This is a genomic window from Roseomonas sp. CCTCC AB2023176 (genome assembly GCF_042259275.1).
Taxonomy (GTDB): domain Bacteria; phylum Pseudomonadota; class Alphaproteobacteria; order Acetobacterales; family Acetobacteraceae; genus Roseomonas.
On record NZ_CP170086.1, the window covers coordinates 2,612,218 to 2,630,014 of the forward strand.

20 protein-coding genes are annotated in these 17,797 nt (G+C 71.8%); 2 read left to right on the plus strand and 18 right to left on the minus strand.

Features of this window, described 5'->3' with window-relative positions:
- Nucleotides 1–107 precede the first annotated feature (107 nt).
- Nucleotides 108–452: a phage holin family protein gene (locus ACE7GA_RS13055; RefSeq protein WP_376100031.1), complete on the plus strand. Its 345-nt coding sequence runs from the start codon at nt 108–110 to the stop codon at nt 450–452.
- 6 nt (nt 453–458) lie between these two features.
- On the opposite strand, the gene ACE7GA_RS13060 is transcribed toward ACE7GA_RS13055, so the two are convergent.
- From ACE7GA_RS13060 to phbB, 4 genes are all read right to left on the minus strand, one after another.
- Entirely contained in the window at nt 459–1,079 is a 621-nt protein-coding gene (locus ACE7GA_RS13060; RefSeq protein ID WP_376100033.1) for a YciI family protein, read from the minus strand.
- The gene (locus ACE7GA_RS13065; protein ID WP_376100035.1) at nt 1,076–2,065 is read right to left on the minus strand and encodes an FkbM family methyltransferase; all 990 of its coding nucleotides are present in this window, start codon (nt 2,063–2,065) and stop codon (nt 1,076–1,078) included. The genes ACE7GA_RS13060 and ACE7GA_RS13065 overlap by 4 nt, the downstream gene beginning before the upstream one ends.
- A gap of 195 nt (nt 2,066–2,260) precedes the next feature.
- A complete protein-coding gene (locus ACE7GA_RS13070; protein ID WP_376100037.1) occupies nt 2,261–2,587 on the minus strand; it encodes a hypothetical protein in 327 nt (108 codons plus the stop codon).
- 315 nt (nt 2,588–2,902) lie between these two features.
- Nucleotides 2,903–3,625, minus strand: coding sequence for an acetoacetyl-CoA reductase (phbB, locus tag ACE7GA_RS13075; protein ID WP_376100039.1), 723 nt, complete (start codon nt 3,623–3,625; stop codon nt 2,903–2,905).
- Between the two features lie 198 nt (nt 3,626–3,823).
- Between phbB and ACE7GA_RS13080 the strand changes: the two genes are divergently transcribed.
- Nucleotides 3,824–4,012 carry a soj family protein gene (locus tag ACE7GA_RS13080; RefSeq protein ID WP_376100041.1) on the plus strand — a complete coding sequence of 63 codons (189 nt, stop codon included), beginning with the start codon at nt 3,824–3,826 and terminating at the stop codon, nt 4,010–4,012.
- A gap of 113 nt (nt 4,013–4,125) precedes the next feature.
- Here the strand turns inward: ACE7GA_RS13080 and ACE7GA_RS13085 are convergent, their stop codons facing one another.
- From ACE7GA_RS13085 to ACE7GA_RS13150, 14 genes are all read right to left on the minus strand, one after another.
- The gene (locus ACE7GA_RS13085) at nt 4,126–4,554 is read right to left on the minus strand and encodes a hypothetical protein (RefSeq protein ID WP_376100043.1); all 429 of its coding nucleotides are present in this window, start codon (nt 4,552–4,554) and stop codon (nt 4,126–4,128) included.
- A gap of 519 nt (nt 4,555–5,073) precedes the next feature.
- Nucleotides 5,074–6,129: a serine hydrolase domain-containing protein gene (locus tag ACE7GA_RS13090; RefSeq protein ID WP_376100045.1), complete on the minus strand. Its 1,056-nt coding sequence runs from the start codon at nt 6,127–6,129 to the stop codon at nt 5,074–5,076.
- Nucleotides 6,130–6,280: 151 nt separating this feature from the next.
- A complete protein-coding gene (locus ACE7GA_RS13095; RefSeq protein WP_376100047.1) occupies nt 6,281–6,517 on the minus strand; it encodes a CsbD family protein in 237 nt (78 codons plus the stop codon).
- Nucleotides 6,518–6,536: 19 nt separating this feature from the next.
- A complete protein-coding gene (locus tag ACE7GA_RS13100) occupies nt 6,537–8,018 on the minus strand; it encodes an amidase family protein (protein ID WP_376100259.1) in 1,482 nt (493 codons plus the stop codon).
- A 27-nt stretch (nt 8,019–8,045) separates the two neighbouring features.
- Nucleotides 8,046–8,744, minus strand: a complete 699-nt coding sequence (locus tag ACE7GA_RS13105) for a DUF429 domain-containing protein (RefSeq protein ID WP_376100049.1) — start codon at nt 8,742–8,744, stop codon at nt 8,046–8,048.
- Nucleotides 8,741–9,892, minus strand: a complete 1,152-nt coding sequence (locus ACE7GA_RS13110) for an acyl-CoA dehydrogenase family protein (protein ID WP_376100051.1) — start codon at nt 9,890–9,892, stop codon at nt 8,741–8,743. The genes ACE7GA_RS13105 and ACE7GA_RS13110 overlap by 4 nt, the downstream gene beginning before the upstream one ends.
- A gap of 11 nt (nt 9,893–9,903) precedes the next feature.
- Nucleotides 9,904–10,686, minus strand: coding sequence for an enoyl-CoA hydratase/isomerase family protein (locus ACE7GA_RS13115; RefSeq protein WP_376100053.1), 783 nt, complete (start codon nt 10,684–10,686; stop codon nt 9,904–9,906).
- Complete coding sequence (locus tag ACE7GA_RS13120) at nt 10,679–11,749, minus strand: acyl-CoA dehydrogenase family protein (protein WP_376100055.1); 1,071 nt, start codon at nt 11,747–11,749, stop codon at nt 10,679–10,681. The genes ACE7GA_RS13115 and ACE7GA_RS13120 overlap by 8 nt, the downstream gene beginning before the upstream one ends.
- A gap of 52 nt (nt 11,750–11,801) precedes the next feature.
- Nucleotides 11,802–12,452, minus strand: a complete 651-nt coding sequence (locus ACE7GA_RS13125; protein ID WP_376100057.1) for a 3-oxoacid CoA-transferase subunit B — start codon at nt 12,450–12,452, stop codon at nt 11,802–11,804.
- Between the two features lie 10 nt (nt 12,453–12,462).
- Nucleotides 12,463–13,179, minus strand: coding sequence for a 3-oxoacid CoA-transferase subunit A (locus ACE7GA_RS13130; RefSeq protein ID WP_376087094.1), 717 nt, complete (start codon nt 13,177–13,179; stop codon nt 12,463–12,465).
- On the minus strand, nt 13,176–13,991 hold the full coding sequence (locus ACE7GA_RS13135) for an isocitrate lyase/phosphoenolpyruvate mutase family protein (RefSeq protein ID WP_376087096.1): 816 nt from the start codon (nt 13,989–13,991) through the stop codon (nt 13,176–13,178). The genes ACE7GA_RS13130 and ACE7GA_RS13135 overlap by 4 nt, the downstream gene beginning before the upstream one ends.
- A complete protein-coding gene (locus ACE7GA_RS13140; protein WP_376087098.1) occupies nt 13,988–14,554 on the minus strand; it encodes an exonuclease domain-containing protein in 567 nt (188 codons plus the stop codon). Before ACE7GA_RS13140 ends, ACE7GA_RS13135 begins: the two co-directional genes overlap by 4 nt.
- Before the next feature lie 74 nt (nt 14,555–14,628).
- Nucleotides 14,629–15,498 (minus strand): MaoC/PaaZ C-terminal domain-containing protein, encoded by an 870-nt coding sequence (locus ACE7GA_RS13145; RefSeq protein ID WP_376087100.1) that lies wholly within the window; start codon nt 15,496–15,498, stop codon nt 14,629–14,631.
- A complete protein-coding gene (locus ACE7GA_RS13150) occupies nt 15,498–17,624 on the minus strand; it encodes an acetate--CoA ligase family protein (RefSeq protein WP_376087102.1) in 2,127 nt (708 codons plus the stop codon). The genes ACE7GA_RS13145 and ACE7GA_RS13150 overlap by 1 nt, the downstream gene beginning before the upstream one ends.
- Between the last annotated feature and the right edge of the window lie 173 nt (nt 17,625–17,797).

The window sequence follows — 17,797 nt, forward strand, 5'->3', positions numbered from 1 at the left end:
CCGGCCAGATTGGCGCTGGACAGCCTCATCTCGTTCCCGCAACCGTCCGCGCCGGGCGGCGTTGCCCGACCATCGTCACCGGCAAGGAGGCCAGCCAGGGGGACCGCATGGGCTTCGTCGCGCGCACGCTCATCACCGCCATCGCGTTCCTCGTGGCGCAGGCCCTGATCCCGGGAATCGCGATCCGCGGCTGGGGCTGGCTCATCATCGCCGCCGTCGTCTTCGGGCTGGTCAACGCCTTCATCCGGCCGGTGATCTTCCTGCTCTCGCTGCCGCTGACGGTGCTGACCCTCGGCCTCTTCACGCTGGTCATCAACGCGATGATGCTCGGCCTCACGGCGTGGCTCATCCCGGGCCTGGAGGTCCGCGGCTTCTGGGCGGCCTTCTGGGGCGCGGTCGTCATCTGGATCGTGTCCTGGATCGCCAACAGCCTGGTCGGCGACCGTGGGTAGGCGCTGTCAGGCCAGGGGGCGGTAGGGCAGGGGGGCGAAGCGGGTCGCAAACCATTCCGTGTCGCGCCAGACGCCCTCGGCAAGGTAGGGGTCCTCCGCCCACCAGGCTTGGGCTTCCCCGATGCTCCCGTGGCGGGTGACCGCAAGCGACCCGACCATCGCTCCGCCCGGCGCGTCGAGGAAAGCTCCGCCGAGCGCCAGCATCCCGTCGGCGGCGGAGCGCTCGACCCGCGCGAAGTGCCGCGGCCTCGCACCCATCCGGCGGGCCGGCGCTTCCGCATCCGCCCCGTCCCCGGCCAGCAGCACCACGTGCGTCGGCGCCGGCGGCACGGGGCCGGTGGGCAGGGGCGGCCAGGGCAACCCGGCCAGCCGGAAGGGACGGACCTCGTGCGAGACCCAGATCGCCCTGAATGGCTCCGCCGCGAAGTAGCCCTCGACGGCCCCGGGTTCGATCACGATGAGGCTGCCGCGATAACTCCCCGCGTCGTCGAGGAGGGGGACGGCCAGCCGGACGGTCCCGGCCTCCACCAGTGGCGTCAGCACGCCCAGATGCGCTGGCCGCAGCGCGCCGATCCGGTCCGCGGCGTCCGGCGCGGCCCGGGCGATGACGGCGAGGAGGTCGGTCACAGGGCCAGGACCTCCCCGCGGGCGACGAGGATCTTCCCCATGCGGCCCGGCGCGGCGAGGAGCTCGTCCCAGGTGCCCGGTGACGGCCTTCCCTCCGTCGTGATCTCCGAGGGGGTGAGGCCGAGGCCGGCGAGCATGGCCGCGACCTCCTCGGCCGGTGTGCCGGCATCGGCCAGCTTCGACGGCGCGAAATTCACGAGGATCCGGACCTCCGGCGACCGCTCGAGCAGCCGGCGCATGCCGTGCAGCGCCAGCCCCTCGCCACCCTCGATGTCCAGCTTGATCGCGTGGACGATGAGGTTCGGATCGGTGAACACCTCGTCGAGGGCCAGGACGGGGACGGGCAGGCCGGCCGCCTCGGGACGGCCCTTCCGGATGTTGCCCGCGGCCGACCAGGAGCCGTCGAAGGCGAGCACGCCCGTGCCTGCCTCGTCCGCCACCGCCGCTTCGTGGACGTGCAGCCAGCCCGCGGCGCCGTTGATCAGGGCGGACCGGCGGGCCAGGGCCGCGAGGCGCGGGTTCGGCTCGTAGGCATGGACCTCGCCCGATGGGCCGACGGCCGCGGCGGCCGCCAGCGCATAGACGCCGTGGTTCGCGCCGATATCGAGCACCCGGTCCCCCGCACGCAGCAGCCGGCGGAACAGGGACAGGTGCGCCGGGTCCCACATCCCTGCGGTCAGCAGGTGCGTGGCGATCCCGCCATCCCGCCGGTCCGCGTAGATGCGCTCACCCGACTCCAGGGTGGTCAGCGCGACGTCGTCGTCGAGGTAGGTCACCTGCCGCCGCAGCAGCCGGTCCGTCCCGGCCAGGATCTCCTCCTGCCGCGCGCCCAGGTCACGCACCGCCTGTTCGAGGGCGAGGAGGCGAGCCGTCGTCTCGGGCGGGCCGCCGAAGCGCGCGGCCAGCCGGTCCTCCAGCTCGTTCAGCTCGTCCCAGAGGGCCTCGATCCGCTCCAGGATGCGGTCGGCGCCCATCACGATCGCCATGGAGTTCCCTTCTTCGTCGCGCCGCAGCGGCCTGCGCCATGTGCCGAACCGCGCCCGGACCTGTCCAGGCGCTCCGCTTCAGGCCATCGGAAGGGTTGCACTTCGCGCCCCGGTCCGGTCATCCCGGGCATGTTCGGCGCTAAGCGGCACCGGCGCGGGATGCCGCCGGGAGTTCGGCCGGAGCGGGTCGGAAGCTCAGGCGTCCCGATAGTGACCCGGGGGGTCCACCATGGTCGTCCCGCGGGAGGGCTTTCCGGGGTTGCGCAGTTCCCAGAGGCGCTCATAGGCCTGGACGATCGCGACCATGTCCTGCCGCCGCCGTTCCGGCTGCATCGGCGGGGGATCGCGCCGGACCACCTGCTCCGCCAGGTCGAGGACGCTCTCCGCCACGTCCAGGCGACCCTGGTCGCAGGCGGAATGGAAGACCATCAGCAGCTTGTCCGACAGGCGTCGCGTGTAGCGCGGCGAGGACGCCAACTTTCCAGCTCGCGGGTCGGGCGGCACTCGAATGCTATCCGTCATCACAACCTCCGGGCCCTCGATCATAGGGCACGCAGCCATCCGGGGTAACGCCTATTTGTGCGGATATCGCGGGACGGTACGCATCCGGATGGAAACCCGTGGGACGTTACGGGATCGAATCAGTGGCAGGCCCGGGCGACGGCGCAGGTCCGCTGACAGGCCGCACGACGGGCGTGCATCGACCCGCAGCACGACTCGGCGAGGCGCTCCTCGCGGGGGGCGTGGACAGTCCCTGGACCGAGACCTGCAGCCCCTCGGGCGGCGGGCCCTCGGGAAGGGTGGCCCGCCGCGCAGCAGGGTGGCGGGCGGCGCCGGTCAGTACATGTGCTGGCCGCCGTTGATCGAGAGCGTCGAGCCCGTGATGAAGTCCGCCTCGTCCGCCGTGAGGAAAGCCACGCCGCGCGCGATGTCGTCCGCGGTGCCCAGGCGACCACGCGGGATGCGGGCGATGATCTTTTCCAGCACGTCCGGCGGCACGGCACGCACCATCTCCGTGTCCACGTAGCCCGGAGCGATCGCGTTGACCGTGATCGAGGCGCGAGCACCTTCCTGTGCGAGTGCCTTGGTGAAGCCGTGGATGCCCGACTTCGCGGCGGCGTAGTTCACCTGCCCGTACTGCCCGGCCTGGCCGTTGATCGAGCCGATGTTGACGATTCGCCCGAACTTCCGGGACGTCATCCCGTCCCACACCAGCTTGCACATGTTGTAGCAGGAGCCGAGGTTCGTATCGATCACCTCGTCCCAGGCCTTGCGGTCCAGGCGCTTCATCGTGTTGTCGCGGGTGATGCCCGCGTTGTTCACGAGGATGTCGATCGGACCCACCTCCGCCTCGATCTTCCTCACCGCTTCGGCGCAGGCGTCGTAGTCCGCGACGTCGAACTTGTAGCAGGGGACGCCCGTGCGCTCGGTGAAGGCGCGCGCGGCCTCGTCGTTGCCGGCGTAGGAGGCGACGACCTTCCGACCGGCACGCAGCAGGTGTTCGCTGATCGCGGCGCCGATGCCCCGCTGGCCGCCGGTGACGAGTGCGACGCGTGCCATGAAGGTCCTCCCAGGACGTGGTTCTTCGGGAGGGCGCACGACGGGCTCGCCCGGTCCGCTCCCCGGGGGAGAGCCAAACGTGCTGCGGCGCCGGATTCAACCCCTCGGCGAAACAACACGTTCCCGTGGGCGCGAAACACGTTCCCATGACGGAGATGCGGGTGTAGACCGCGCCACCCCGACGACCGAAGGCCGACCATGGACACCCCGATCGCTGCCGTCCTCTGGCCCGACCACGCGCAGGGCGACGTGTCGGCCCTGACCCGCCTCATGGCGCATCTGGAGCGGCGCTGCCTGGAGCTGGGTGCGGACGACGCGGCCCAGCATCTGGCGGAGGCGGCCGCGAGCCTGATGCAGGAGGGCGAGCAGCGGCGGATGGCGGCCTAGAGCGCTTCCAGCCTGGCTGTCATCAGGCGAAGCGCTCCAGCATGCAGTCATGAGGAGCAGATCCATCGCTCCGACCGATTCCGCTCTCCGCGGGTCTGCTCCAGCAACCGGCTTCAGCCGCCCGGCACCGCCACGCAGTTGCTGATGATGATGTAGGGCCGCGTGCTGAACGGCCCACTCAGGCCAATGCCCTGGGTCACGAGCACGGTGCCGAGCGTGATGTCGTTCGTCCGGGTGCCGCGTCCGAAGCGGACGGTCTCCTGCTGGTACGGGCGGAGCGTGAGGGTCACCTGCGGGCTGAACAGGGTGACGTCCTGCGGGAAGTTGCCGAAGCCGACGCTCACCTGCCGGGCCTCGTTGCCGCGGTTCTGCACCTGCACGAAGTACTCGAACTGATTCTGCCCGATCCCGTTCGTGTAGACGGAGTTGACGGCGATCTCGCAGGGAACGGCGGTCTGCGCCCGGGCGTCCGTGCCCATCAGCGTCGCCGCGGGAAGGGCCAGCAGGGCGGCCGCCGCGGCGGTCGCGAGTTTGGTCATCATGAACTGGATCTCCCCGGCGCGGGGCCCGGGATGGGCCCTGGCGTCGGGAAGACCATGGCGAATGCGGCACGGTCCGCGCGATGGGACGTGTCCTATGCCGCCGATAGGCCGCACGGGCCGCGGTCGCGTGCGCCGGGATGGAATCCCGGCACGTGCTCCGGCCGAAACCCGTCCATGTCGTGTCCGGCGGGGGGCGCTGGAAGCGTCCGTCCGCCAGGGCGGTCGAATGGCCGCGGAAGCTGAAGGCCCCGCGCCGGCATGACGCCGCCGGCGCGGGGCGGGACTCGCGGTGCCCTCCCCGGCGGCCCGCGTGACAGCAACGGCACGGGCGCCGACCATGGTCGCGCCGATCGCCGGAATTCGCCCGCGCCGGGCGCGGATCTGGACGGCGGTTCACCTCCGCGATCGCCCAACGCCCGGTCAGGCCCGCGCGTCAGACGTGGCGCCGGGGTTGCTCCTCGAACGACGCCCTGGACGCGTTGCCACCCATCCCGCCACGGGCCCGGGCGGCCCGGCGCATCACCCCATGCCTTCCGGCACGCGCAGCGGCTCCGCCCGTGCCACGGACGGGCGTGCGCCGAGGGCGGGCATGATCCTCTCCGCCATCAGCGCATGCAGTGCGGCCTGATGCGCCCGGTCCCGCGGGCCATCGGGGTCGGAGGTCATCACGACCGTTACCCCGAGCGCCAGGACGACGTAGATCATCTGCCCGCCATAGCCCCAGGCGAAGGGCACCGCGGTCCCGGCCGCCTCGCCGAGCCACCAGCCGTAGCCGTAGAGTTGGCCTGACCAGGCGGAGCGGCCGCGGGGGATCCAGGATTCCCGGACCCAGTCGGCAGGCAGCACATGCGCCCCGCCGTGCAGCCCGACGTTCCGATAGACCTCCCCGAAGCGCAGCAGCGCGCGGGGCGAGAGGCGCATGTCGTTGCCGCCGTAGTATCGGCCCTGCGGGTCGCGTGGCCAGGCCGGCACCTCGACCCCCAGCGGCTGCCCCAGCCAGTCGCGCGCGAGGTCCAGCAACGGCCGCCGTGCCGCCGCCGCGAGCGCCGCGCCGAGCATGTGGGAAGAGCCGGTCGAATAGATCATCGCGCCGCCCGGCATGTCGAGGAAAGGGCGGGTGAGCGCGTAGGCGACGGGATCCCGGCTCGCGGCCCAGGCGCCGTAATTCGCACCGGACGTCCCCTCCAGCCCCGCGCGCATGGAGACGAGGTGACCGATCGTGATCGCTTCGACGCCAGGATCCGCGCCGGGTGGGGCGCGGCCGAGCAGCGGAATGACCGGCTGGTCCAGCCCGCGCAGCACGCCGCGCGCCAGCCCGATGCCGACGAGGGCGGAGAGGATCGACTTCGATGCGGACTTGATGTTCGTCGGTACGTCCAGGCCGGGGCCGCGCAGGACGCGCTCGGCCAGCACCTCGCCCCCGCGTGCGACGATGACGCTGCGCAGGCGCGGCAGCAGCGCGGCGTCCCGCAGCGCCTCGGTCAGCGCAGGCGGTTCGGCGGCGCGTGCCGCGGCGCCGGCCATGGCGGCAGCGGCACCGAGGAAGAACGGTCGGCGATGAAGTGAATCGGGCATCGCCCGCGAGATGGCGGCCGCCGGTCGGGCTGTCAGCGCGCCGATACGATCCGACACGCGGCGGGTGCCGTGCGCCGCGACAGGCCGCCCCGGACGCAGCGCGGGCCGCCCGTTGCCGGACGGCCCGCGCGACGCGCCCGCAAGGGCCGGATCAGATGATCCGCAGGCGGCCGAGCAGCCAGCCGATGCCCACCGCGATGAGGGCGGCCTGGATGGGCTGGTCGCGGATGTAGTCCTCCAACTGGCCGACGGAGTTCTGCGCCTGGCCGCGCATCTGGTTCATCTGGCCGCGGGCCTGCGTGCGGTTGTCGCCGATCAGGCTGCCGATGCCTTCCTGCACGTTGCCCGCCGCTTCGCGGCCGGCGCCGATGATGCGGTCGCTGTCCATGTGCCGTCCCTTTCGTGTGTCAAGCCGTTGGGCAGCCCGGATGAGCCGCGCCACGGCGGGAGGAACGCGGGCGGGGGCCGCGGGTTGTACCCGCGACGCCGTCTTGAGCGGTTTCAGGCCGCGACGGGGTCCACGGGCGTGACGGGGGCCCTGCGGCTTCGATCACCGCGGCGGCGTCGAGGAGGATGTCCTCCCGGTAGCGCCCGGCGATCAGTTGCGCGCCGAGCGGGGCGGGGCCGGTCAGGTCGGTGACGACGGACAGGCCGGGCAGGCCCATCAGGGGCAGGCCGACCTGGGTCAGCTGAGACTCGATGATCCGTTCGAAGTCGGCGGGGGAGTGGACATCCGACAGGTCCTCGAAGGGTGGTTCGGCCGAGACGGGGGTGATGACGAGGGGGTAGCGGTCGAGGAAGAGGTTCCACTCCCGGCACAGCGCGACCCGGCGCTGGAGGGCGTCCTGGAACTCCTCGAAGGTGGGGTGGGGGGCGAGGCGTTCCATCTGGGCGAAGACGAAGGAGGCGTCCGGGTCGGCCTCGTCCAGCAGGCCCTTGTTCATGTACCGGCGGCTTTCCCCGAGCCAGAGCAGGGCCTGGAGGCGGGCGGGTTCGCGGAAGGGCGGGGTTGGGGTCTCGGCGACCGTCCAGCCGGCTTCCTGCAGGCGCCGGGCGGCGTCGCGCAGGGCGGCTTCGACGGCTTGGGTGGTCGGCATCCCCTCCGGTGCGACGCAGAGGGCGGCGCGCTTCGGGTAGGACGGGCCGATGAGAGGGGCGGGGGTCCACCATGGGTCGCGCGGGTCCGGCGCGGCCATGGCCTGCAACGCCAGGCGCAGGTCCGCCACCGATCGCGCGAGCGGCCCGGAGACAGCCATCAACTGTGCCCCGACCGCGCGGTCCGGCCCCGACGGGTTCCAGGCGGGAATGCGGCCGAGCGTCGGGCGCAGACCCTGCACGCCGCAGGCATAGGCCGGGTAGCGGACGGACCCCCCGATATCCGTCCCGTGCGCGACGGCCCCGATGCCCGCCGCGACCGCTGCCGCCGCGCCGCCGGACGACCCGCCCGGCGTGATCGCGGGGTTGCGCGGGTTCCTGGTGTGGCCGTGGAGCGAGTTCCGCGTGAACCAGCGCAGCGAGAAGGCCGGCGTGTTGGTGCGGCCGATCAGGACGGCACCGGCGCGCTTGAGGTTGGCGACGACGGGGTTGTCGGCCTTCGCGACGTTGTCCTTCTGGAGGCGGAGGCCGTTCGTGGTGGGGTAGCCCGCCTGATCCACGTTGACCTTCGTGGTGACGGGCACGCCGGCGAGGGGGCCTGGGTCGTCCCCCTGGCGATCGCGCGGTCCACGGCGCGGGCGGCGGCGAGCGCTTCGTCCGGCATGAACTGGACGACGGCGTTGATGGCGGGGTTCGCCGCGTCCAGGCGGGCGAGGGCGTCGCGGGTGACCTCCTCGGCGCTCAGCGTGCGGGCGCGGACCATCGCCGCGATCTCGGTGGCCGTGAGGCGCCAGGGGTGGGTCATGGGGCGTCCGTTTCCGCTAGGCCCACATTTCCATTCTCAATCCGCATCCGTCCACGGGGGAACCTTCGGTCGGAAGCCTCGCGGGCTGGCCGTTCGCAACACGGCGAGCCGTCCAGAGCGCCGCGATTGCGTCGAGACAATCATCCATCTGCGCGCCCTGGGGCTGTTCGAACCTCAGCGGTCCGAAGGCGCTCTCGAGAAGCCTTCTACGCTGCTCCAACCCCTCTGGCACCTTCTTCGAATGGAACAAAGGTGATCTTCCGTTGCGGACGAAGAAGCAGAACTCCGGACGGACCTCGACGACGCGGCTCTGGCCGAGGCGGCGGACGAGAGCATCCACTTCGCGGATGCGGGGATGGATGGCGAAGGATTGCTGGCTCAGGCCGACGCCCCGCCGCTCGCGCATCGCAGCAGCGACTTCGTCGTATCGCCTGCCGGACATGCCCACGATGTCACGAGGAGGCGTTGCAAAGACGGAGCTCCGACGTGGACCGATGAGTTTCCGCGCCTGGAGCTCGCAGGCCCGTCCGCCACGTTCGTACCGGGTGGGAAGCCCGATCGGCGCGTCAATCGCGATGAGGCCCGGCGAAGCCTCGGCGACCATTTCGTCCAGGAATGTGTCCACCGAAAGCTTGACGGCGCTGGACACGATCTCGGCGACCGCCCAGCCGCGCTTGGCGGCATCGACGCCAAGGATACGCGCCGCCGCGGTCACCCCGGCATCTCCAGCACGTTCTTCGCGATGATGTTCCGCTGGATCTCATTCGATCCGCCGTAGATCGTCGTGGGACGCGCCTGCATGAAGGCACCCGCGGGGTTCAGTTCGCGGTTCCCGGGAACCGGCCCCAGCAGCCCCGCGTAGCCGTCGCCGATCTCCAGCATCGTGTCGGTGATGCGCTGGTAGAGTTCGGACTGCACGATCTTCAGCATGGAGACATCGGGCGGCAGCGTCTCGCCGCGGCGCAGCTTGTCCACGTAGACGCCGTAGAGGGTCTTCAGGTCTTCCAGTTCCATCCGCAGGCGCGCGTAGCGGTCGGAGAAGACCGGGTCCTCCCAGGTGCCCATCCGGTCCGCCAGCATCCGCAGCCGGGCCAGCGCGTGCGAGGACTGGCGCGGGGAGCCGAGGAAGATGCGCTCGAAGCCCAGCAGCGCCTTTGCATACGTCCAGCCCTTGTCCGGTTCGCCGACGAGGTTCTCGCGGGGGACGCGGACGTTGTCGAAGAAGACTTCTGCAAACTCATCGTGCATGTCGAGGTTCACGATGGGCCGGACGGTAATGCCAGGGCTGTCCATGCGCACGAGCAGGAAGGAGATGCCTTCCTGCTTCTTCGCAGTCCGGTCCGTGCGGACGAGAACAAAAATCCAGTTCGCGTCGTGGGCAAGCGTCGTCCAGGTCTTCTGGCCGTTGACGACGTAATGGTCGCCGTCCAGCACGGCTTCGGTGCGAAGGGATGCCAGGTCGGAGCCGCTGTTCGGTTCCGAATAGCCCTGGCACCAGATATCCTCGCCCGAGAGGATGCGCGGCAGGAAGCGCGCCTTCTGCGCGTCGCTGCCGAACTTGATCAGCAGCGGGCCGAGCATGGTGACGCCCATGTCTGAGACGCGCGGGGCGCCGGCGCGCTCCAATTCCTCGATGAAGGCGACCATCTTGCCGGGGGAGAGGCCCATGCCGCCGTGTTCGCGCGGCCAACCCGGGGCGAGCCAGCCGCGTTCGGACAGCTTCATGTACCAGGGCTTGCTCTCGTGCCAGTGCAGGCGTTTCGGCGCGTCGCGGAGGTCGGGCGGGAGGTTTGCCTCGATCCAGGTGCGGACCTCGCGGCGGAAATCGTCTTCCGGCAGGGCGTCCAGGTCCTCGTGCGTCATCGCATCCATCGTCAGCCTCCCCGGAACTTCGGCTCGCGCTTGCCCATGAACGCGTCGCGGCCCTCCGCGTGGTCGGCGGAAAGGAACAGCGTGGTCTGGTAGTGCCGCTCCACTTCCAGCGCGGCGTCGAGACCCGCCGCGAGCATGGCCTTGGTCAGCGCCATCGGCGCCGGGGCCTGTTCCGCCAGGAAGCGGGCGCGTTCCCCTGCCACGGCCAGCGCCTGCCCTTTCGGGACGACCTCATCCACCAGCCCGATGCGCTCTGCCTCCGCCGCGCCGATCTGGCGGTGGAACAGGAAAAGCTGCTTCGCCCGCCCCGCGCCGATCCGCGCCGGCAAGGTGTAGGGCAGGCCGAGATCCGGCATCAGCCCGACCTTGCCGAAGCCCGCCATGAACTTCGCGTCCTCCGCCGCCACGATCACGTCGCAGGCGCAGGCCACCGAGAGGCCGGCGCCGACGCACCAGCCCTCGACCGCCGCGACGACGGGATTGGACCCCGCGGCGAGGAAGCGGATGACGCGGTGCACGCGCCGCAGCCGTTCCCGCCCGTTCAGGGCGGAGGAGACGTCCATGCCGGCGATATCGCCGCCGGAGCAGAAGATGCCGCCCGCGCCGGTGACGATGATGGCGCGGATGGAGGGATCGCCTTCGACCGCCTCCAGCACCGCCGCCAGGCGTTCGCGCAGGGGCAGGGCGAGGGCGTTGCGGCGCGCGGGGTAGTCGATCGTCAGCGTCAGCACGGCGCCGTCGCGCGCCTCGTGCAGGTGCATCTCCGGCGCCGGGGCGTCAGTCATCGGTTTCCTCCGGGGCCGCCGACATGAAGCGGCTGCGGTGCAGGGCGGCGCTGCCGAACTGGTTCATCAGCACCATGGCACGGCGCAGGTAGAGGCCGACATCGTGCTCATCCGTGTAGCCGATGCCCCCGTGCAGCTGGATCGCCTGCCGCGTGACGAGCATCCCCGATTCCGACGCGCGGTGCTTCGCGCGCGACGCCGCGGCGCGGCAGGCCTGGGGCATGGCGCCGGAATCGAAGGCGGCGGCGGCCGCCTCCACGCTGGCACGGGTCAACGCGACCTGGATCTTCAGGTCGGCCGCGCGGTGCTGCAGCGCCTGGAAGGAGCCGATCGGCTTGCCGAACTGCGTGCGCGTCTTGAGGTAGTCGAGCGTCATCGCGAAGGCGCGGTCCATGACGCCGAGCATCACGGCCGCGGTCGCCAGCGCCGCGCGGTCCAGGCCGACGGAGAGTGCCGCCCCGATGTCGGAGGACAGCTTCTTCCCCCGCGACAGGTCGGCACGGACCGTACCCTGGTACCCGCCGTCCTGCAGCGCTTCCGGCGAGACCTCGCAACCTGCCGCCAGGACCTCATAGAGCGCGAGGGTCTTGCCATCCCGCACCGGCAGCAGGAACACGTCCGCACCCGCCGCGGCAGGGACGAAGATCCGCGGTGCGTCGGGCGTGCCGGGTGCCTCCAGCGTGTTCGGGGCTTCCTGCCAGGCCGTCGCGATGACCATCTCGCCGGTCAGAAGCTGGGGAAGCGCACCATGGTCGTCGCAGGCGGCCAGGAGGTGCGCGGACAGCGCGCAGGGCACCAGCGGCTCCGGCGTCAACGCCGCGCCAAACTCCTCGGCCAGGGCGCAGAACTCCCGCATGCCCAGTCCAGACCCGCCGGCGGCTTCGGGCACGGCCAGGCCGATCCAGCCGAGCTCCCCGATCTCTCGCCAGAGGCCGGGGTCGAAACCCGGCTCCTCGAAGCGCTGCGCCCGGGCGCGCTTCAGGTTCGCGGGATCGGCGATCGCCCGCGCACTGTCGCGGATGAGCCGGATCGACTCGGCGGCCTCGTCCTCGGTGGCGGACATGGCAGTCACGCGTTCCGGCTTTGCCATCCGGCGATGCGGTGCGTCGCCTCGCTCACGCCGCCAGCGCCTCGGTCAGCAGCGGGGCATCGGTGACGGTGCGCAGATGGTCCAGCGACACGCCCGGCGCCGTCTCGACCACGCGAAACCCGTCGCGGGCTGCCTCGAAGACGCCGAGGTTGGTGTAGACCCGCGTGACCGCCCCCATCGCCGTCAGCGGGTAGGAGCAGGCGCGGACGAGCTTCGCGCCGCCCGCCTTCGTCGTGTGCTCCATGATGACCCAGACGCGCTTGGCACCAGCGGCCAGGTCCATCGCGCCGCCGACGGCCGGCGCCGTGTCCGTCTCGCTCGTCGCCCAGTTCGCGATGTCGCCGTTCATCGCGACCTCGTAGGCGCCGAGCACGCAAAGGTCGATGTGGCCGCCGCGGATCATCGCGAAGGAGTCGGCGTGATGGAAGTAGGACCCGCCGGGATGCAGCGTGACCGGCTGCTTGCCCGCGTTGATGAGCCAGGCATCCTCCTGCCCCTTCTCCGGCGCTGGCCCCATGCCGAGGATGCCGTTCTCCGAATGCAGCACGACCTCGCGTTCCCGCGGGACGTGGTCGGCAACGAGCGTGGGGACGCCGATGCCGAGGTTGACGTACCACCCTTCCGGAATGTCGGCCGCGAGCCGCGCGGCCATCTGCGTGCGGGACCAGGGTGTCATCGTTCCCTCCTTACGCCGCGGCGTTCGCTGGCGCGCCGTCCGGCGCGACATGCCAAGGGGCGCCGCGCCGCACATGGATCACGCGGCTGACGAAGATGCCGGGCGTGACGATGCGCTCGGCGTCGATCTCCCCGACCTCCCGCACGTGCATCGTCTGCACCACCGTGAGCTTCGCGGCGCTTGCCATCACCGGGTTGAAGTTGCGGCCGGACTTCCGGAACGCCAGGTTGCCCCAGCGGTCGGCCTCCCACGCCTCGACGAGGGCGACGTCACCGTGCAGCGCCTGTTCCAGCACGTGGGGGCGGCCGTTGAAGTCGCGCACCTCCTTCCCGCGTGCGAGCAGCGTCCCCGCGGCGGTCGGGGTGTAGAAGGCGGGGATACCGGCGCCGGCGGCGCGCATGCGCTCGGCCAGTGTGCCCTGCGGCACCAGTTCCAGTTCCAGCCGGCCGGCCGCGTAGAGTTCCTCGAACACCACGGAACCGGCGGAGCGGGGGTAGGAGCAGATGATCTTCCGCACCCGCCCCAGCTCCATCAGCCGCGCGAGGCCCGTGCGGCCCGTGCCCGCGTTGTTCGCGACGATCGTCAGGTCCTTCGCGCCCTGCTCGATCAGGCCCTCGATCAACTCGTCGGGTTGGCCGGCCGCGCCGAAGCCGCCGACGAGGATGGTGGAGCCGTCCCGGATGCCCTCCATCGCCTCGGCCATCGTACGGACGAACTTGTTGATCATGGGCGCATGTTCCCGTTGATCTGCGCGTGGGGCGTGATGCCGGCGTAGCGCGGCAGGTCGCCTGCGGCCAGCCACCGCGCCGCCTCCATCGCCGCCCCGTAGGCGGCCCGGGCGATGGCGCCGCCCACGGAGACTCGCCGTACCCCCAGCTCCGCCAGGCGCGACAGCGGGACGAGGCCGGCGCGGGGCCCCGTCAGCACATTCACAGGCTTCGGCGCGACGGCGCGGACCACGTCGAGGATGGCGGCTTCGTCCGGCAGGCCGGGGGCGTAGAGGCAATCCGCCCCGGCCTCGGCGAAGGCGGTCAGGCGGCGGATCGTGTCGTCCAGGTCCGGGCGGCCGTGGAGGAAGTTTTCGGCCCGCGCGGTCAGGATGAAGGGATGCGGGGCGGCCTGCGCCGCGCGGGCGGCGGCAGCGACGCGGGCGACGGCCGCATCGAAGGCGTGGATCGGGCGGACCGGATCGGCCGTCGTGTCCTCGATGGTGCAGCCGCAGAGGCCGGCTGCCGCCGCGCGTGCGACCGTCACCGCGGCGTCCTCCGGCGCGGGGCCGTAGCCATCCTCGAGGTCGGCGGAGACGGGCAGGTCGGTGGCGCCCACGATGTCCCGCGCGTTGGCCAGGGCTTCCTCGCGCGAAACGGCCGCGACGCCGTCGCGCCGCCCAAGCATGAAGGCCAGGCCCGCCGAGGTCGTGGCCAGCGCCTGGAACCCGAAGCCGGCCACCAGCCGCGCCGAGCCGGCGTCCCAGACATTGGCGATCGCGAAGCAGCCGGAGGCATGCAGCGCGCGGAAGCGTTCGGCCTTGTCGCTCATGCCGCCCTGGCCCTCCTCTCGTTCGTGAAGCCGTGCAGGCGCATCGGCGGGGGTGGCAGGCCGTGCAGGGCGCGCAGCACGCCGACGGCGAGCCAGGCATCCTCCAGCGCCCCGTGCAGATCGCCTTCCCGCGAAAGGCCGAGGGCGGCGGAGGCATGGGCAAGGCCCGCCCGGGTCCCAGGGCGCGCGCGGCGCCAGGACAGCATGGTGCAGACCTCGCCGGACCAGGGCCGTTCCATCTCCAGCCGGTCGAACTCGCCGCCGAGCATCCGGCGGTCGAAGGCCATGTTGTGGGCGCAGCCGATGGCGTCGCCGAAGAAGTCGGCGATGTCCGCCGCGTGTTCGACGAAGGCGGGCTGGAGCCTCAGGAAGGCGTCGGACATCCCGTGGACTTGCGCCGCGCCCCAGGAACAGCGGATGCCCGGGGAGAACACCAGGTGCAGCGTCGCCTCCGGCTCCAGCGCCGCGTCCAGCCGCACGGCGCCCAGCGAGACGACGCGGTCCTGCCCGGTGCAGCCCGTTGTTTCGGTGTCGAAGACGACGACGGGGCGGGTCCCGATCATGTGGGGCAGGTTACACCCGTTCGGTCTCATCCGCATCGGCGGCGCGGCGATGCGCCGGGGCGGCGCGCCCTGCATCACGGACCGAAGCGGAAGCGGCCGTTGGAGACGACGACCTTGTCCCGCTCCGCCACCCGCGCCCGGAAGGCGGCGCCGCCTTCCTCGTCCCAGATCTCCGTCCGGATCGTCTCCCCGGGGAAGACGGGGGAGGAGAAGCGCACGGCCATCTCCCCGAAGCGCCCGGGATCGCCGCCGCAGAGGTCGCGCACCAGGGCGTGGCAGACGACGCCGAAGGTGCAGAGGCCGTGCAGGATCGGCCGGTCGAAGCCCGCGCGCCGCGCGAAGCCCGGGTCCATGTGCAGCGGGTTGTAGTCGCCGTTCAGGCGGTAGAGCAGCGCCTGCTCCGGCCGCGTGGTCAGGTCGAGGTGCCGGTCCGGCGCGCGGTCGGGTTCCGGGTGCGGCTTCGGCGTCTCCCCGCCCCAGCGCGGGTCGCCCGTCGAAAAGCCGCCATCGCCGCGCAGGAAGGTGCTGCCGGTCAGGGTCGCGTACCGCGTCCCGTCCTCGCCCAGGATCAGCCGTTCCCAATAGAGGATCGCGCCCTTGCCCTCGCCGCGGTCGAGCAGCCGCGTGACGCGGGACTGGCCGAGGATAGAGCCCCCCACGGGCAGGGGCCGGTGAAGGGCGACGGACTGTTCGCCGTGCACCAGCCGAACCGCGTCCACCCCCGTCGCGGGGTCGCCGAGCCAGAAGCCGGGATAGCCGAGGACGACGGCCATGGAGGGCAGCGCGGCGAGACGCCGTTCGTCCAGGAAGGCCAGCGACGCCTCGTCCAGCGGGTTGTGCCCGATGCCGACGGACACGGCGTAGAGGATGGTGTCGCGCCAGGTGAGGTCCTGCCGAACCTCCGGGATCGGCCAATGCAGCAGGCGTTCGGGGTCGATCGGCATCAGGCGACCTCGACCACGGCATCGGCCGCGAAGGCGCCGTGCCCGTCCGGCAAGACGAGGATGGGGTTCACGTCCACCGACACCAGCCCATCCCCGGCCGCGACGGCGAAGGCCGAGAGAGCGGAGAGTGATCGCGCCAGCGCCGCCACGTCGGCCTTCGGCCGCCCGCGCGCGCCGTCCAGCAGCGGGAAGCCGCGGAGGGTGCGCAGCATCGCCTCGGCTTCCGCGGGCGTCACGGGGCAGCGGCGGAAAGCGACGTCGCGCAGGACCTCGATGAAGACCCCGCCGAGCCCGGCCATCAGCACGGGGCCGAAGACGGGGTCGCGCAGGATGCCCGCGGCCATTTCGACCGCGCCGGTGATCTGCTTCGCGACGAGGACGCCCTCGATCCGCGCCCCCGGCGCGCGGTCTGCCGCGCGCTGCATCAGCGTCGCGAATCCCGTGCGCACCGCCGCGTCGTCCGCGACGTCCAGCAGCACGCCGCCGATCTCCGACTTGTGCAGGATGTCCGGCGACAGGATCTTGAGCACCACGGGGAAGCCGATGTCGCGCGCCGCGGCCACCGCCTCATCCTCGTTGGCGCATGCCCGTTCCGGCACGGACGCGACGCCGGCGGCCGCCAGGAGTACCTTCGCCGCTGCCTCGTCCGGCGTGGCGGCGGGAAGCGTCACGGCGGGAAGCGGAACCGCTTCCCGCGCCGGGCGGGCAAAGGCCACGCCGAAGTGGCCCTGCGCCGCCAGGGCGACCACGGCGCGTGACGGATCTTCGAAAACCAGGAACCCGTCCTCCTCGTACTCCGCCACCCGCTCCGGCGGCGCGACGACGGAGAGGACGAAGAGCCGGTCGGGATGGTCGTTCCTCACCGCGAGCAGCTGTTCCCGCAGCCGCGGCGCGATGGAGGGGGAGGCGCCGACCTGCGTGAAGAAGGCGATGACGGAGGCATAGCCGCCTTCCCCCACCATCGCGCGGCCGAAGGTACCGATGAGCGACATGTCGTTGAAGGCCTGGGCCGTGCAGTCCACGGGATTGGCGGGATTGCTGTAGGGGATCAGCGCCTTCAGCCGCGCCTGCGCCTCGACGGGCATGGGCGGCATCGGCAGCCCCTCGGCCTCCGCGGCATCGGAGATGAGCACGCCGGCACCGCCGGAGATGGTGACGACGCCCAGCGTGTTCCGCACGGGGTAGATGCGCGGCGTTGCGGCGTGGCAGACGTCCAGCAGTTCCTCGGTGGTCCGCGCGCGGTGTACGCCGAATTCCCGCAGCACCGCATCGGTCACCGCATCGTCTCCCGCGATGCTGGCGGTGTGCGACCGCGCGGAAGCCGCGCCGAGCGCCGAGCGGCCGACCTTCATCATCACCACGGGCTTGCGGTTGCGCCGCGCGAGGTCCAACGCGGCCAGGAAGCGCGGGCCTTCGCGCACGCCTTCCGAATAGGCCGCGACGACCGCTATGTCCTCGCTTTCCGCCATCCAGCCGATGCAATCGCCGAGCGTGACCTCCGCCTCGTTCCCCGTCGTGAACAGCACCGGCGTGGACAGGCCCCGGTCGCGCGCCACGGCGAACAGGTGCGTGCCGTAGGCGCCCGACTGGCTCGCGATGCCGACACGCCCGCGGCCCGCGCGCGGCTCCTTCGGCCAGCCATTCTCGAAGGAGGAGGAGAAGATCGGGAAGTATCCGATCGCCGCGTTGAACACGCCGAGGCAGTTCGGGCCGAGCAGCCGCATCCCGTGCCCGCGCGCGATCGCGACGAGACGGTCCTGCGCGACGCGTCCCGCCTCGTCCATCTCCGCGTAGCCCGCGGTGAAGACGATGGCGGCACGGCAGCCCCGGTGTCCCAGGCCATCCAGCGATTCCTCGGCCGCGGCGCCCGGCACGGCGACGATCGCGACGTCCGGCGCCGCGGGCAGCGCGGCCACGTCCGGAAATGCCGGCAGGTCCTGCACGCGGTCCCTCTTCGGGTTCACCGGCCAGAGGTCGCCGGCGAAGGACCGCGCCTTCATGTAGGCGATGGGCCGCCCGCCGATCCGCAACCGATCCTCGGACGCCCCGATCACGGCGACGGAGCGCGGCGCGATCAGCGGGTCCAGCGAGGCGAAGCGCGCCGATCCCACGGTGCCATCGGCCATGCGCCCGCCCCTCCCCGTTACGGGCAACCTGCGCGAGCGGGCGGGGCAGGGCAAGGGCGCCCCCAGGCCAGGCGCTGCCCGGCCTATCGGCGAAATGTCGCACCAGTTTCGGTTGTGTCCGGACTCGCGCGGCGGCCAGGCTTGCGCCCCGCGACCGCCTCACCCGGTCCGGG

What these genes read in the sequence shown, in the direction of transcription:
- ACE7GA_RS13055 (WP_376100031.1), top strand. Translation starts at nt 108, where the DNA reads ATGGGCTTCGTCGCGCGCACGCTCATCACCGCCATCGCGTTCCTCGTG.
- ACE7GA_RS13065 (WP_376100035.1), bottom strand. Translation starts at nt 2,065, where the DNA reads ATGGCGATCGTGATGGGCGCCGACCGCATCCTGGAGCGGATCGAGGCC.
- ACE7GA_RS13070 (WP_376100037.1), bottom strand. Translation starts at nt 2,587, where the DNA reads ATGACGGATAGCATTCGAGTGCCGCCCGACCCGCGAGCTGGAAAGTTG.
- phbB (WP_376100039.1), bottom strand. Translation starts at nt 3,625, where the DNA reads ATGGCACGCGTCGCACTCGTCACCGGCGGCCAGCGGGGCATCGGCGCC.
- ACE7GA_RS13080 (WP_376100041.1), top strand. Translation starts at nt 3,824, where the DNA reads ATGGACACCCCGATCGCTGCCGTCCTCTGGCCCGACCACGCGCAGGGC.
- ACE7GA_RS13085 (WP_376100043.1), bottom strand. Translation starts at nt 4,554, where the DNA reads ATGATGACCAAACTCGCGACCGCCGCGGCGGCCGCCCTGCTGGCCCTT.
- ACE7GA_RS13090 (WP_376100045.1), bottom strand. Translation starts at nt 6,129, where the DNA reads ATGCCCGATTCACTTCATCGCCGACCGTTCTTCCTCGGTGCCGCTGCC.
- ACE7GA_RS13095 (WP_376100047.1), bottom strand. Translation starts at nt 6,517, where the DNA reads ATGGACAGCGACCGCATCATCGGCGCCGGCCGCGAAGCGGCGGGCAAC.
- ACE7GA_RS13110 (WP_376100051.1), bottom strand. Translation starts at nt 9,892, where the DNA reads ATGACGCACGAGGACCTGGACGCCCTGCCGGAAGACGATTTCCGCCGC.
- ACE7GA_RS13115 (WP_376100053.1), bottom strand. Translation starts at nt 10,686, where the DNA reads ATGACTGACGCCCCGGCGCCGGAGATGCACCTGCACGAGGCGCGCGAC.
- ACE7GA_RS13120 (WP_376100055.1), bottom strand. Translation starts at nt 11,749, where the DNA reads ATGTCCGCCACCGAGGACGAGGCCGCCGAGTCGATCCGGCTCATCCGC.
- ACE7GA_RS13125 (WP_376100057.1), bottom strand. Translation starts at nt 12,452, where the DNA reads ATGACACCCTGGTCCCGCACGCAGATGGCCGCGCGGCTCGCGGCCGAC.
- ACE7GA_RS13130 (WP_376087094.1), bottom strand. Translation starts at nt 13,179, where the DNA reads ATGATCAACAAGTTCGTCCGTACGATGGCCGAGGCGATGGAGGGCATC.
- ACE7GA_RS13135 (WP_376087096.1), bottom strand. Translation starts at nt 13,991, where the DNA reads ATGAGCGACAAGGCCGAACGCTTCCGCGCGCTGCATGCCTCCGGCTGC.
- ACE7GA_RS13140 (WP_376087098.1), bottom strand. Translation starts at nt 14,554, where the DNA reads ATGATCGGGACCCGCCCCGTCGTCGTCTTCGACACCGAAACAACGGGC.
- ACE7GA_RS13145 (WP_376087100.1), bottom strand. Translation starts at nt 15,498, where the DNA reads ATGCCGATCGACCCCGAACGCCTGCTGCATTGGCCGATCCCGGAGGTT.
- ACE7GA_RS13150 (WP_376087102.1), bottom strand. Translation starts at nt 17,624, where the DNA reads ATGGCCGATGGCACCGTGGGATCGGCGCGCTTCGCCTCGCTGGACCCG.